The organism is Pseudomonas sp. Eqa60, from assembly GCF_018326405.1.
In the GTDB taxonomy this organism is placed as follows: Bacteria; Pseudomonadota; Gammaproteobacteria; order Pseudomonadales; family Pseudomonadaceae; genus Aquipseudomonas; species Aquipseudomonas protegens.
The window spans coordinates 3,674,816-3,688,741 of record NZ_AP024342.1; the positions used below are offsets into that span (position 1 = coordinate 3,674,816).

Here is a 13,926-nt window from a genome sequence, read left to right on the forward strand (position 1 = left end):
AATGGACGATGTCCGCAGGTGCGGCTCAGAGCTTGGCGATGGAGACTTCGGTGGACTTGACGAAGGCGATCACTTCGCTGCCGACCTTGAGTTCCAGGTCGCGCACCGAGCGGGTGGTGATCACCGAAGTGACAATGCCCGAGGCGGTCTGCACGTCGATTTCCGAAACCACCTGGCCTTCGTGGATCTCCTTGATCACGCCCTTGAACTGGTTGCGTACGTTGATCGCTTGAATGGTCATGCTGAAAAGTCCTTTGCTGGCACCGGGCTCAGGAGTTGAGCGGCTGGGGCTAAACATGCGCCTTTGGCAAAAGCCTTAAAAGGAATAAATAATTAGATAGTTATTTCTTTTAGGAATATAAAAGACCCAGCCTCCCGCCCTCGCGCAGCCTTGACCCTGCCCGCCGGCTTTGCTTCCCTGTGCCCTGCACTGATCACTTTCGACAGATACCAGGAGGTAAGCATGCGCACGTTGATGCTGGCAGACACGCAGGTTCCGGTGATTGGCCAGGGCACTTGGCGGATGGGCGAGGACCGCCACCTGCGAGATCAGGAAGTCGCTGCCCTGCGCACCGGCATCGACCTGGGCCTGACCCTGATCGACACCGCGGAGATGTACGGCGAAGGCGGCGCCGAGGAAGTGGTCGGCCAGGCCATTGCCGGGCGCCGCGACCAGGTGTTCCTGGTGAGCAAGGTCTACCCCCACAACGCCAGTCGCAAAGGCCTGCCCCTGGCCTGCGAGCGCAGCCTGAAACGCCTGGGCAGCGACTTCATCGACCTGTACCTGCTGCACTGGCGCGGCCAGTATCCCTTGGCGGAAACCGTCGACGCCCTGGAGCGCCTGCGCGAAGCCGGCAAGATCCGCCGCTGGGGAGTCTCCAACTTCGATGTGGCCGACCTGGACGAACTCGACTCCCCGGCCTGCGCTACCAACCAGGTGCTGTACAACCTGGAGTCCCGGGGTATCGAGTTCGACCTGCTGCCCGCCTGCCAGCAACGGCGGATGCCGCTCATGGCCTATTGCCCGATCGGCCAGGGTGGCGCCTTGCTGGCCGAACCGGTGCTGCTGCAGGTCGCCCAGCGCCACGGAGTCACCGCGGCCCAGGTGGCACTGGCCTGGCTGCTGCGCCAGGACGGCGTGCTGGTGATTCCCAAGGCGGTGCGCCCGGCACACATCCGTCAGAATGCCCAGGCTGGCCAATTGCAATTGCCCGACGAGGACCTGCAGGCCCTGGATCAGGTGTTTGCTCCGCCACGGCGCAAGCAGCGCCTGGAAATGGTCTAGGCACAACACCGACGCAACGAGCATTTTTCAAACCGCGAAGGCTGCACGATAGTCATTGAAAAAATGAACAGGCGAGGAAAGTTGCGAGGTTCGACGGATAAGGAAGTGCCTGAACACTGTAAGTGCCACAAACCTACTTTGTACCCGGCGATTTAAGAATTGTCTGATCCCTGCTTGGCATGCCCCCAATTACAGTTGGCGCATGAGATTAAAAAGCTACCTGCATCAGATCAATCCCCTATTTTCCAGTCCTGAAGCAGCCCGCCGGCTGCTTCGTGTCGTGGCGCTGATTTTTCTGGTCGGCCTGTTCGGCGCGGTCTACAACTTTCTTCGCTCCAGCCTGCACAACGAACTCTCACAACGGCAAAGCTACATGAGCAGCGCCATTGCCGAGGCCCAGGCATTCTTCACCAGCCGCTCGGCCCTGTTGGAAAGCCTGAGCCTGGCGGCGGTCTACGACCCTGGGGAACATATCAGCCCCCCAGGCGCCAGCGGTGCCTCCCAAGAAGAGATGTACCTGCAACTGGGTGGACCGCAGGGCAACCAGTGGGGGATCTGGCTGACCCTGCGCATGCGCAACTACCTGCAAAACAAGCAACTGAACCTGCTCTACATTCCCGGCACCCGCGATCTGCAGGTGCAACGCCTGTTCAGCACCCGGCCACAGACCAGCGATCTGCCCGGCGGGTTGCTGGACAAGCTGATCGCTCTGAAGCCCGAGCAGATCCCTGTCGGCGAAGAACTTTGGCTGATGGACAACTCCGCGGCGGGCGCCCATCTGTACATCTTCACTCGCCTTGACGAACGCTTCGCTCACTCCGGCTGGCTTGGCCTGGAGATGGACGGCAAGAGCGTCTCCGCCGCCCTCAGCGACCAGAGCGCCGGGGATTTCATGATGTTCAATTCCCAGGGCGGGCTGATTTTCAGCAGTGCGCCCAGTGCCCGACTGAGCGCCGACGTACAGCACGTTCAGGGCGGCAGTTTCTTCGGCTTTCTCGGCGGCCGCTGGTGGCCCGATCATCTGGTGATCCGCAAGCAGCTGGGGGCTACCGACTGGCAGCTGGTGTACTCCTTCGACCTGCAGAACCTGCTCAAGAGCCTCTGGCCGCAGTTGCTGGCGGCGCTGCTCATCAGCCTGACCGGCATGGCTCTGATCGGCCTGCTGACCCACTGGGTCGAAGTGCGCCTGATCGCCCCCGCCCTGCACCGGATCCAGGCCCTGGTCGAAAGCGAGGCCTTCAGCCGCGACGTGATCCAGATCGCCCCGGTGGCACTCTGTGTATTGCGCCGCAGCGATGGCCGGGTGGTGCTGGAAAACACCCTGTCCCAGCAATGGCTGGGCAACGGCAGCGAACGCGACCAGCTGTGTTCCGGGTGGATCGAGCAGGCCTTCGACCCGGCCCGCCCCAACAGCTCGGACTACTTTGAAACCGCCGACGGGCGCCATCTGTACCTCAGCTCCGCCCCCACTCGCTACAACGGTGAGGACGTGCTGTTCTGCGCCTTCAGCGATATCAGCGCTCGCAAGCAGATCGAGGCGGCGCTGGAAGAAGCCAAGCGCCTGGCCGATACCGCCAATGAAGCCAAGACCCTGTTCCTGGCCACCATGAGCCACGAGATCCGCACGCCACTGTATGGCGTGCTCGGCACCCTGGAGCTGCTGTCGCGGACCCAGCTGGACAACCAGCAGAAGGATTACCTGCAAGCCATAGAAGGCTCTTCCGGTACGCTGCTGCAGTTAATCTGCGACGTGCTCGACGTGTCCAAGATCGAAGCCGGGCAACTGGCCCTGGAGCTCAGCGAATTCTCCTCCCTGGATCTGGTGCACGAGATCATCCAGGGCTACGCGGCGGCCGCCCAGGCCAAGGGCCTGCAGTTCTATGCCTGTGTCGACCCGCAGTTGCCGGAGATCCTGCTCGGCGATGTCACCCGGATCCGCCAGATCCTCAGCAACCTGCTGAACAACGCGGTCAAGTTCACCGATACCGGGCGCATTGTCCTGCGGGTCCGCACCGAAAGCCGCGATGGCGAGCGCAGCAACATCCTCTGGCAGGTTTCCGACACCGGCCGGGGCATTGCCCAGGACGACCAGACACTGATCTTCGAGCCCTTCTACCAGACCGAAGGCAACACCAACGTGATCGCCGGCACCGGCCTGGGCTTGCCGATCTGCCAGCGCCTGACCCAATTGATGAACGGCAATATCCGCATGGTCAGCGAGCTCGGCCTGGGCAGCAGCTTCACCCTGACTCTGCCGCTGGAGGCCTCGGCCGTGCAGGGCGACACCCCGCTGATCAGCCCATTGCTGCCGGAGATGGTCTATGTCGTGTCCCCGGTGCGTGAACTGGCCGAATCGGTGGCGGGCTGGCTGCGCCGCTGGGGTGCCCGGGCCCAGTTCAGCCTGCCGAGCCCGTCCGACCGGGCCCGGGGCAATGTACTGATCGAACTACACCCCGGCAGCGTGGAGCAGCGGCTGGAACCCGACTGGCAGGGCCCCCTGGTGCTCGCCAGCGGCGATGGCCATAACGAACCGCGGATCGACGGCGGCAGTTGGCAGATCAACACCAACAACCTGCGGGCGATCCATCAGGCCGTCAGCCAGGCCCAGGGGGTCTGGGTGGCCCAGAGCGAGGATCACTCCGATCACCGCGAGCTGAAAAAGCTCAGCCTGCATGTCCTGGTGGCCGAAGACAACGTGATCAACCAGTTGATCCTCAAGGATCAACTGGAAGAACTGGGGTGCAGCGTGGAGCTGGCCTCGAACGGTGAAGAGGCCCTCTGCATCTGGAAGGCCGGTCGTTTCAACGTTGTGCTGACCGATGTGAACATGCCGAAACTCAACGGTTATGAACTGGCCCAGGAGCTTCGGCGTCAAGGCTGTTCGATCCCCATCATCGGGGCAACGGCCAATGCAATGCGCGGAGAAGAAGAGCTCTGTCTTGCAGCCGGGATGAACCACTGCCTGGTGAAGCCCTTTGCATTAAGAGCGTTGTTCAACTATCTGGCGCCCTATGAAAGAGCCCCCCATGAAGTCCTGTAGCATTTTGATCGTCGAAGATCAGCCGTTTCAGTACATGTACCTGCAACACTTGTTCAACGAGCTGGGGCCCTACCAGCTGGAGGTGGCAAGCAGCGGCAAAGAAGCGCTGGAACGCCTCAAGCAGCGGCACTTCGACCTGGTACTGACAGACCTGCTGATGCCCGGCATGGATGGCGTGCAGTTCATCCAGAGCCTGGCCACCCATCGCGTGCGCCCGGCCCTGGCGATCATGAGTGCGTCATCCCGGCGCATGCTGATGGGCGCCAGCCTGGTGGCCCGCAACCTGGGGCTGAAGGTCATCGGGTTGATTTCCAAACCCGTGAACCTGGCTGCACTGCGTGCACTCACCGCTCAGTTGCCAGGGCTCGCCAATGACAGCAGCCCCCCACAGATCGGGGTCGAATGCAGCCCAGAGACCCTGCGTGAAGCCCTGCGCAACGGGCAGATCCAGGCCTGGTTCCAACCCAAGAAAGCCTTGAACAACGGTCGCATCGTCGCCGCCGAAGCCCTGGTGCGCTGGATCCACCCACAACACGGCATGCTCCTGCCTTGCGACTTCCTGCCGGCACTCACCGTGGCCCGCCTCGAAGAAGATCTGCTGTGGCTGATCCTGGAACAGGCCTTGGAAGCCCAGGTGCACTGGCGCGAAGACGGCTATGACATCCCGGTGTCCATCAACCTGCCGACCCACCTGCTCAACAGCGCCGACCTGGCCGACCGCCTGTACGACTTCGTGATCCAGCACAACGGTGTGCCGGCCAGGATCTGCTTCGAACTCATGGAATGTTCGACCCCGGAGCACATCAGCAACTTCTACGCCGGAGCCTGCCGCCTGCGTATCAAGGGCTTCGGCCTGTCCCAGGACGACTTCGGCAAGGGCTACAGCTCCTACATGAACCTGGTATCGACACCCTTCACCGAATTGAAGATCGACCGGGGGCTGGTCCAGGGCTGTCACAACAATGAAGAAATAGCCCAGGCCCTGACCTGCATCATCGCCCTGGGCCGGCAACTGGGCCTGACGGTCGTCGCCGAAGGCGTGGAAAGCGCCCACGAACTGGCTCTGTTGCGCAAGATCGACTGCACCCAGGTGCAGGGCTTCCTGATTTCCCATGCGGTCTCCTCGCAACAGTTTCAGCAACTGCTGGCCCAAGACGGGCCGGCCACGGTGTATTAACCGATGAACCCATTGCCTGCCCGCGCAACAGTCACTCATCGCTGACGGTCCTGCCCCAGAGATAGGAATCTCGGCGGGGCCCTTATATGTGTTTGGGAAATCAGTGATGAAAGAAAGCAGCACCTTGCTGCAGAACCTGGCTCGCAGCTTGCCCCGATTGAACATGGGCATACTGCTGGGCCTGGCGCTGCTGCTGTTCGCCACCCTGTACTGGACCCTCGAGCGTCTGTTCGATGAACAGAACAGCAACGTGCGCTTACATTTCGCCCAACTGATGGAGAACATCCAGGAGCAGGAGCTGTTTCTCAAACGCCTGGCCGCGCGCCATTCGATCGACGCCCTGAGCCTCGACGCCCCTCATCACCTGAACCCGCAAGCCTTCCCGCCCACCGCAGGCCAGCGATCCCCCTTCGCAACGCCCTTCAGCCTGAGCTTGTACCCCCAACAGCCGGCGGCCGGCGAGCTGCCCAGGGTGTTCGCCCTGGAGCTACAACTGTCGAGCTTCTACAGCGCCTTCTGGTCAGGCTCGCAGCATGTCGCTCCGCGAACCTTTGTGTTCAACACCTTCGGCCATTTCGACATCAGCCACCCCGGGGAAAACACCGCGCCCGACACCAAGGTGGCAGACCAGGTGCTGCACCAGCAGCTCGTGAAGAGCGACGGCTTTGCCGACCACCAGATCCATTGGCAACAGTACAGGCCGCCCGCGTCGGAAGCTCTACCGACCAGGTTCCTGGCGTACACCAACCTGCATGAGCCGGCTCCACTGCTGGATGTCCAGGGAGGCAACGACTGGAGCGTGGTCGCGTCACTGCTGAGCCTGGATGACCTCGATTACCTCGAGCACACCAGACACTGGTCGATCTACGACGACTTCACCCTCATCGAGCCTTCCGGCACCGCCCTCACCGGCGACCCGGCGCCTGCCGACGTGCTGGGTGAAGGCCTCAACTTCGGCCTACAGGGGATGATCGTCAAGGTGACCAGCCAGACTCCGCAGTTGTGGACCGGGCTCTATGCCATCAGCTACAGGAACTACCTCGACTACGCGCTGTGGGCCATGCTGAGCCTGCTGGCCCTCGGGGTAGGCAGCATCGCCTGCGGCTGGGCCGCCAGCCGCTGGTACCGCAACAAGGTGGTGGTCCCGGCACAACGGGCGCAGCAATGCCTCAATGAAAGCGAAGACTTCAACCGTGTGGTCATCGACACCGTTCCCTCGGGGCTATGCGTGGTGAGCCGCGACAACCTCCAGGTTATCCTGCAGAACCGTCAGGCCGAGCAATGGCAAGGCACGGCGCAACTGCTGTCTCGGCTGGCCCAGGACCGCAGCCTGATCGACGGCGGCGAAACCAGCCTCGACATCGACGGGCGCTATCTGCAGGTAGAGTTCGTCTCGACCCGCTACCAACGCCAGGATGTGCTGGTGTGTGCCTTCAACGATGTCACCCGGCATGTGGAAGATGCCAAGGCGCTGGACCGGGCCAGGCGCTCGGCGGACGCCGCCAATACCGCCAAGACCCTGTTCCTGGCCACCATGAGCCATGAAATCCGCACCCCGTTGTACGGCGTGCTCGGCACCCTGGAACTGCTAGGCCTGACCCGCCTGGACAGCCGCCAGAGCGACTACCTGCAGACCATCCAGCGCTCGTCCAGCACCCTGTTCCAATTGATCAGCGACGTGCTCGACGTCTCCAGGATCGAGGCCGGGCAAATGAGCATCGATCCGCTGGAGTTCTGCCCGCTGGACATGCTGGAGGATGTCTTGCACACCCACGCTGGCTCTGCCCAGCGGCGCGGCCTGTTGCTCTATGCCTGCATCGACCCCAACCTGCCGGACCTGTTGCTGGGGGACGCCGCGCGAATCAGCCAGATTCTCAACAACCTGCTGAGCAATGCGATCAAGTTCACCGACAGCGGCCGGGTGGTGTTGCGGGTCCGGGTGCTGGAGTTGCGCGACCAGCAAGCCCGTATCGAATGGCAGGTCACCGATACCGGGATCGGCATTTCAGCCCAGCAGCAACCCCAGCTGTTCGTCCCCTTCTTCCAGGTACGCGACGCCTCCAACGAAGCCGGGGCCGGCCTCGGGCTGGCGATCTGCGAGCGCCTGTGCCAGATGATGGGTGGGCAGATGCAGGTGACCAGCGAGCCGGGGCTGGGCAGTAGTTTCTCTTTGCGCCTGACGCTGCGCTGCCTGCCAGGAGGGCTGCCGCCATTGCTGCCATGGCCCGAAGGTGCGCCAGTGTATGTCAGGGCTCCGGTGCCGGAGTTGCTGAAAAACACCTGTGACTGGCTCGGCCGCCTGGGAGTGCCGGCCTATCCGGCCCCCCTCGGCTGGAACGACGAGCCGCAGACTGGCGTGCTCATCGACATGCTGCCCCGGGATGGCCTGGCCTCCTGGCCTGGCCCATGCGTCAGTGCCGTCTCCGGGGGCCGTAGTGGTTGCCTGCCGCAGGCCACCTCCTGGCAAGTCGACGCCCATGATATTCGCGCCATCGCCCAGGCCGCGGTGCTGGCCCACCAGGGCCTGCCCCTGTGTCAGACACAGCAGAGAGCCGGCCGCATGGGCCAACTGAACCTGCGCATCCTGGTGGCCAAACATAGCCCGATCAACCAAGCAATCATCAAGGAACAACTGCAGGCCCTGGGCTGCCAGGTGACCCTGTCGGCCAATGGCAGGCAGGCCCTGGAACACTGGCAGCCACAGCGCTTCGACATCGTGATCACCGACGTCAATATGCCACTCATGAACGGCTACGAGTTGGCGCGGGAGCTGCGTCGCCGTGACCCGCAACTGCCGATCATCGGCGTCACCGCCAACGCATTGCGCGAGGAAGGCATCCGCTGCCTCACCGCCGGCATGAACACCTGGATAGTCAAACCCATGAACCTGCAGACCCTACGGGGGCATCTGTCGAAGTTGTGCCCGACCGGCACCGCGACCGCACCGCCCAGCATTCCGCCGGCCGCACCGTCCCGGCCTCCCCCCGACACAGCGCAAGGCGACCGGATTCAAGTCACCGAGAAAATGCGCCCGCTGTTTCTCAGTACCATGCACGAGGATCTGCGGCGGCTGGCCGAGGCGCTGGACAGCGGCGCCGGCAAGATCGCCGCCGCGCGACTGCACAGCATCGCCGGCGCCATGGGGGCGGTGCAGGCAGCCCCACTGGCCAAGGCGTGCGCCGAACTGGAGTGCCGATTGCTGGAAGGTGCTCTGACTGCGGATTTGCAAGCCCAGGCCAGGCAACTGATGCAACGCTTGTCCAGACTCCTGTTGCCCCTTGAATAATGACCTGCTGGGTTTAATGTACCGACGGTCCCTAGCTCCTTTACTAATTTGCGTATTGCAAGGGTGTGTTTGCCATGGAAAAACTGAAAGTAGTCATCGCTGACGATCACCCTATCGTGTTGCTCGGTGTGCGTGAGCTGATGGAGCGTGATGATCGCTTCGAGATCGTCGGCGAAACCCTGTCTTCCCAAGGCCTGATCCAGAAGCTGGAAAGCTGCCAGGTGGATGTGGTCATCACCGACTACAACATGCCCGGGGACTCGCCCTACGGTGACGGCCTGAAGCTGGTGGAATACCTCAAGCGCAACTTCCCGCACGTGCAGGTCCTGATCCTGACCATGATTTCCAATCAGTTGATCCTCACCCGCCTGCGGGAGTTGGGTGTGGTCGGGGTGATCCAGAAGAGCCAGTTGCACGAAGAAATCCAGATCGCCCTCAAGGCCATTGCCCAGAAAGCCGTGTATCGCAGCCTGGAGCCGGTCCCCAATTCGGTGCTGGAATCCAATGTCGCCATCGACGAGCGCATCTCCACCCTGTCGCCCAAGGAGTTCGAGATTCTGCGCCTGTTCGTTTCCGGCAAAAGTGTCAGCGAGATCGCCCGCAGCCAGAACCGCAGCGCCAAGACCATCAGCGCGCAGAAGATCTCCGCCATGCGTAAACTGGAGGTGCAGAGCGACCAGGATCTCCTGACCTACTGCATTGGCCGCAATATATTCAACTGATTCCCAGCCCAAGGAACTGCCTGAAAATGGATTTAACTTCACCCGAAGCCGCCGACCTGCTGGAGCTGCAACGCTTGCAAGGGGCCTGGGAACAGATCGCGATGGAAGACAGCGGCGTGCTCAACCCACCGGACGAACACAGCGCCCCCGGCGCCCTGACCTTTATCGAAGGGCAGGATTTTCGCGTGGTGACCCCGGCCGGTGAACTGCTGCTGGCCGGCACCTTTACCCTCGACAGCAGCACCCATCCCAAGTCGATCACCTGGACCGACTCCATGGGCGCGGACGCCGGCCAGGCGCTGCCGGCCAGCTACCAGCTGAGCGCCGATGAGTTCGTATTCATCGCCGCCGATGCCGGCCAACCCCGGCCAAGCCATTTCCACACGGGCCCGGGCCAGACCCTGCGCCGCTTTGTCCGCGCTCGCCAGGCCTGAACCGGCGCAACCCTCCTGCCCCCTAGCCGCCAGCCGGCGGCGCGTCCAGGGCCCACCAGCTCGGCAGCAGCTGGCGGACCCTGGGTTCGGCAAAGCGATCATCGATCAGCATCAGCACCCCACGGTCGGACTGGCCACGGATCACCCGCCCTGCCGCCTGCACCACTTTCTGCAGGCCCGGGTACAGGTAGGTGTAGTCATAGCCGGAGCCGAACAGCGCCGCCATGCGCTGCTTCATCTGCTCGTTCAGCGGGTTGAGTTGGGGCAGGCCGAGGGTCGCGACAAAGGCCCCGATGAGTTTCGACCCCGGCAGGTCGATACCCTCGCCGAAAGCACCGCCGAGTACGGCAAAACCGATACCCTGCCCCTCTGGACGAAACTGCTGGAGAAAGTCCTGGCGCGAAGCCTCGTCCATGCCTCGGGACTGGCACCAGAGCACAATGTCCGGGTGCTCGCGCGCCAGTAACCCGGCCACCTGTTGCAGGTAGTCGAAGCTACTGAAGAACGCCAGGTAGTTGCCCGGGCGCGCCGCGAACTGCCGGGCCATCAGCTCGACAATCGGCGCCAGGGAAGCCTGCCGGTGGGCATAGCGGGTAGAAATGCGGCTGATAATCTGCACCTCCAGCTGCCCGGCGTCGAACGGCGATTCCACATCCAGCCACACGGTGTTGTCCGGCAGCCCCAGCAGGTCAGCGTAGTAACCTCGGGGAGTGAGGGTGGCGGAGAACAGCACCGTACTGCGGGCCGCCGCCAAGCGTGGCCCCAGCAGCGCCGCCGGCACCACATTGCGCAGGCTCAGGCGCGACAGGCTGCGCTTGGCGCCCAGGGCGCGCTTGCTGATGTCGAAGATGAACTGCTGCTCATCGAACAGCTCCGCCACCCGGGCAAACTGCAGCAGTTCGAAATACAGGCCCTGCAAACCGCTGTCCAGGCCCCGGGGCTGTTCGTTGAAATAGTCCCCCAGGGCCGCTACGCACAGGGCCAGGGCCTTGAGCAGCGCGGCAGGTAGCTGGGCATAGGCCTGATACTCGGCCACCTGCTCCTTGTGCAAGGCATTCCACTCGCGATTGAGCCGCTGCAACGGGCTCTTCAAGGCCTGGGGCGCGCTGCTGCGCACGCTCGCCAATTGCTGCTGGTCCAGGCTCGCGCTGTACATGCCACGCCCGCGCTCCACCAGGTTGTGGGCCTCGTCCACCAGCACCGCCACCTGCCACTGGTTGGCCTGGGCCAGGCCGAAGAGCAAGGCGCTGAAGTCGAAGTAGTAGTTGTAGTCGGCCACCACCAGGTCACTCCAGCGAGCCATTTCCTGGCTCAGGTAGTAGGGGCAGACCTGATGCTCCAGGGCCACCTCGCGCAGCGCCTGACGATCCAGCAATGGCACCTGGCTGGCGGCCTGGCGTGCCGCCGGCAGGCGGTCGTAAAAGCCCTTGGCCAGCGGGCAGGACTCACCGTGACAGGCCTTGTCCAGGTGTTCGCAGGCCTTGTCCCGGGCCACCAGCTCCAGCACCCGCAACGCCAGCCCCGGCACCCCGGAGAACAGCACCCGGGCGGCATCCAGGGCCAGTTGCCGGCCCGGGGTCTTGGCGGTGAGAAACAGCAGTGTGTCCAGCTGCTGCGCAGCCATGGCCTTGAGCATGGGAAAGATCGTGCCCAGGGTCTTGCCGATGCCGGTGGGGGCCTGGGCCAGCAGGCAGCGCCCGGTGCTCACCGCCTTGTACACCGACTCGGCGAGCGGGCGCTGGCCGCGACGAAACTCGGCGTGGGGAAAGCGCAGGTCCCGGGTGGCCTGGTCCCGGGTCGCGCGATGGTGCATTTGCTGTTGCGCCCAGTGCAGGAACAGCGCGCACTGGCGATTGAAGAACTCTTCCAGCGCCTCGGCGCTGTGCTCTTGCACCAGCGCGGTTTCGCCTTCGCTGAGCACATCGAAATACACCAGCGAGACACGGATGCTCGGCAGTTGCAGGCTCTGGCACAGCAACCAGCCATAGACCTTGGCCTGGGCCCAGTGCAATTGCCGATGGTTGTCGGGCATGCGCTCAAGGTCGCCACGGTAGGTCTTGATCTCCTCCAGCAGGTTCTGCGCCGGGTCGTAGCCGTCCGCCCTGCCCTTGACCAGCAGCTCGGCGTATTGCCCCTCCAGGGCCACTTCACTCTGGTAGCCGGGGTTGCGTCGCGAAGCCACGGTACGGTGCCCGGCAATGCCCTCCAGCGCCGTGGGCGATGGGGTGAAGCGCAGGTCCAGATCGCCGGCCTTGGCGCTGAATTCGCACAGGGCGCGCACCGCGATGCGATAACTCACGCGCAGGGGTCCTGCCACTGCACGTAGCACACCGCCACCGGCATCCGGTGTTCCTGGCAGAAATCCAGCCAGCGCAGCTGGTTGTCCTGCAAGCGATCCCCCGGGCCCTTGACCTCGATCATCCGGTAGCGCTTCTGCTCGGGCCAAAACTGGATCAGATCCGGCATGCCGGCGCGGTTGGCCTTGATGTCCAGCAGCAGGCGCTGGAACCAGTGTTTCAGGTGCTCGGCGGGCAGGCAGTCGAGGGCCTGGTCGAGCAACTCTTCGCTGAGCGCACCCCAGAACACGAAGGGCGACTGCAACCCCCACTTGGCCACGAAGCGCTGGCGGATGCTCTGCCGGTAACGGCCATCGTCGAGTTCTGCCAGGCAGGCCTGGAACAGTTCGCTGCGCCGCTGATGGAAGTCTTCGCTGAACAGGTCCACCGGCCCACGCTGGAACGGGTGGAAAAACGCACCGGGCAAGGGGGCAAAGATCGCCGGCCAGCACAGCAGGCCGAACAGCGAATTGATCAGGCTGTTCTCCACGTAGTGCACCGGCGCCTGGGGCTGGTGCAGATGGGCCTGGACATGCAGTTCCACCGCCAGGCCGTCGGCGTCACGCGCCAGGCACAGGTCCAGGCGCTGCACCTCGCGGTTGGCCGCCCGGGGCGCCGGCGGCCCGCCCAGCTTGCGCCGCAGCCGGGGCATGATCCGCAGCAGATGCTGGGCCTCGGCGGCGCTCTCGGGCGCGGCAGCGGCCTGCTCGGCCAGCGCCAGGGCGGCCTGGTATTGGGCGCTGCGCTCCAGCACCCGGATCAATCGCGATCGCGCGCCCGGGTAGGCGCACTCCTGGTAGATCTGCCGGGCCAGCGCCCACTGCGCCAGGCGCTCGCACTGCTGGCCGAGCTGAAACAGCAGCTTGGCCCGGCGTTTTTCCAGCCAGGGGTTGAGGGTCTGGAAGCGGGCAATGTGCGCCAGCACCTCGGGCAATTCGGCGCCGGCCTCGAACGCTTCCTGGCACTCATGCAGATAGAGGAAGCCGTCCACGTCTTCGCGGCTGCGCAGGCCACGGGCATCGGCACTGATCTCGACCTTCTCGTAGCTGTAGATGCCCAGGTCCGCGAGGACGAATTCCGACCAGTCCTGATACAGGTTGCCAAAGAACATCAGGCGCAGGCGATCGCACAGCGGCATCAGCGTCAGGCTCAGGAGCCGGTCTGGCAGCGCCGGGCACCACTGGGCGAATGCCTGGGGCGCCAGGCCCTGCTGGGTTAGCTCTTCCAGCCACTGGTCTTTCCTGGCCTTGGCCGCAAGCCCGTTGAAGCACTGCAGGATCTCGGCCTTTTGCAGCAGGCCGAACAGTTCCTCCAGGCAGAGCGGCGCCTGCTCATCGACCCAGCCCAGCGCCAGCAACGGCTCCAGGGCCGCGGCGCTGTCGCCGATCTCCGGGTAGCTGAGCTTGCTCAGGCGAAAGTGCCGGCCCTTGCGCATCACCATGCGCACCAGCAAGGCCTGGGAAGGCTCGGCCAGTTGCGCGAAATCAAGGATGAAGCGCTGTTCATCGGCGCTCAGCACATCGGCATAGCGCAGCTGCAGCCAGTTCAATACCTGGCGGAAGTTGTGCAGGTAATAGAGGGGGTTTTCGAGGGGATTGGAAGTCACTGAACGCAAGCGCCACGGCTGATCGGATACTGTTTATGCA

At 63.7% G+C, this 13,926-nt stretch carries 9 protein-coding genes; 6 read left to right on the plus strand and 3 right to left on the minus strand.

All coding sequences use genetic code 11. The features are described from left to right. Positions 1-25: 25 nt before the first annotated feature. Positions 26-241, minus strand: coding sequence for a TOBE domain-containing protein (locus tag KI242_RS16720; RefSeq protein WP_011061476.1), 216 nt, complete (start codon positions 239-241; stop codon positions 26-28). A gap of 222 nt (positions 242-463) precedes the next feature. Here KI242_RS16720 and KI242_RS16725 point away from each other — a divergent pair, with 222 nt between their 5' ends. The 6 genes from KI242_RS16725 to KI242_RS16750 all read left to right on the plus strand — a co-directional run bounded on the left by KI242_RS16725 (position 464) and on the right by KI242_RS16750 (position 9,944). Further along, positions 464-1,285: an aldo/keto reductase gene (locus tag KI242_RS16725; protein WP_011061477.1), complete on the plus strand. Its 822-nt coding sequence runs from the start codon at positions 464-466 to the stop codon at positions 1,283-1,285. Positions 1,286-1,487: 202 nt separating this feature from the next. Next, positions 1,488-4,325 (plus strand): ATP-binding protein, encoded by a 2,838-nt coding sequence (locus KI242_RS16730; RefSeq protein ID WP_212805355.1) that lies wholly within the window; start codon positions 1,488-1,490, stop codon positions 4,323-4,325. Then, complete coding sequence (locus KI242_RS16735) at positions 4,312-5,502, plus strand: EAL domain-containing response regulator (protein WP_041118366.1); 1,191 nt, start codon at positions 4,312-4,314, stop codon at positions 5,500-5,502. The genes KI242_RS16730 and KI242_RS16735 overlap by 14 nt, the downstream gene beginning before the upstream one ends. A 106-nt stretch (positions 5,503-5,608) precedes the next feature. After that, positions 5,609-8,788, plus strand: a complete 3,180-nt coding sequence (locus tag KI242_RS16740) for a hybrid sensor histidine kinase/response regulator (RefSeq protein WP_212805356.1) — start codon at positions 5,609-5,611, stop codon at positions 8,786-8,788. Between the two features lie 74 nt (positions 8,789-8,862). Beyond that, complete coding sequence (locus KI242_RS16745) at positions 8,863-9,510, plus strand: response regulator (RefSeq protein ID WP_041118370.1); 648 nt, start codon at positions 8,863-8,865, stop codon at positions 9,508-9,510. 26 nt (positions 9,511-9,536) lie between these two features. Continuing rightward, positions 9,537-9,944, plus strand: coding sequence for a TIGR03067 domain-containing protein (locus KI242_RS16750; protein WP_053158737.1), 408 nt, complete (start codon positions 9,537-9,539; stop codon positions 9,942-9,944). Positions 9,945-9,966: 22 nt separating this feature from the next. Here KI242_RS16750 and KI242_RS16755 read toward each other — a convergent pair whose 3' ends face one another. Continuing rightward, complete coding sequence (locus KI242_RS16755; RefSeq protein ID WP_212805357.1) at positions 9,967-12,243, minus strand: ATP-dependent DNA helicase; 2,277 nt, start codon at positions 12,241-12,243, stop codon at positions 9,967-9,969. Next, positions 12,240-13,886, minus strand: coding sequence for a VRR-NUC domain-containing protein (locus KI242_RS16760; protein WP_011061483.1), 1,647 nt, complete (start codon positions 13,884-13,886; stop codon positions 12,240-12,242). Before KI242_RS16760 ends, KI242_RS16755 begins: the two co-directional genes overlap by 4 nt. Between the last annotated feature and the right edge of the window lie 40 nt (positions 13,887-13,926).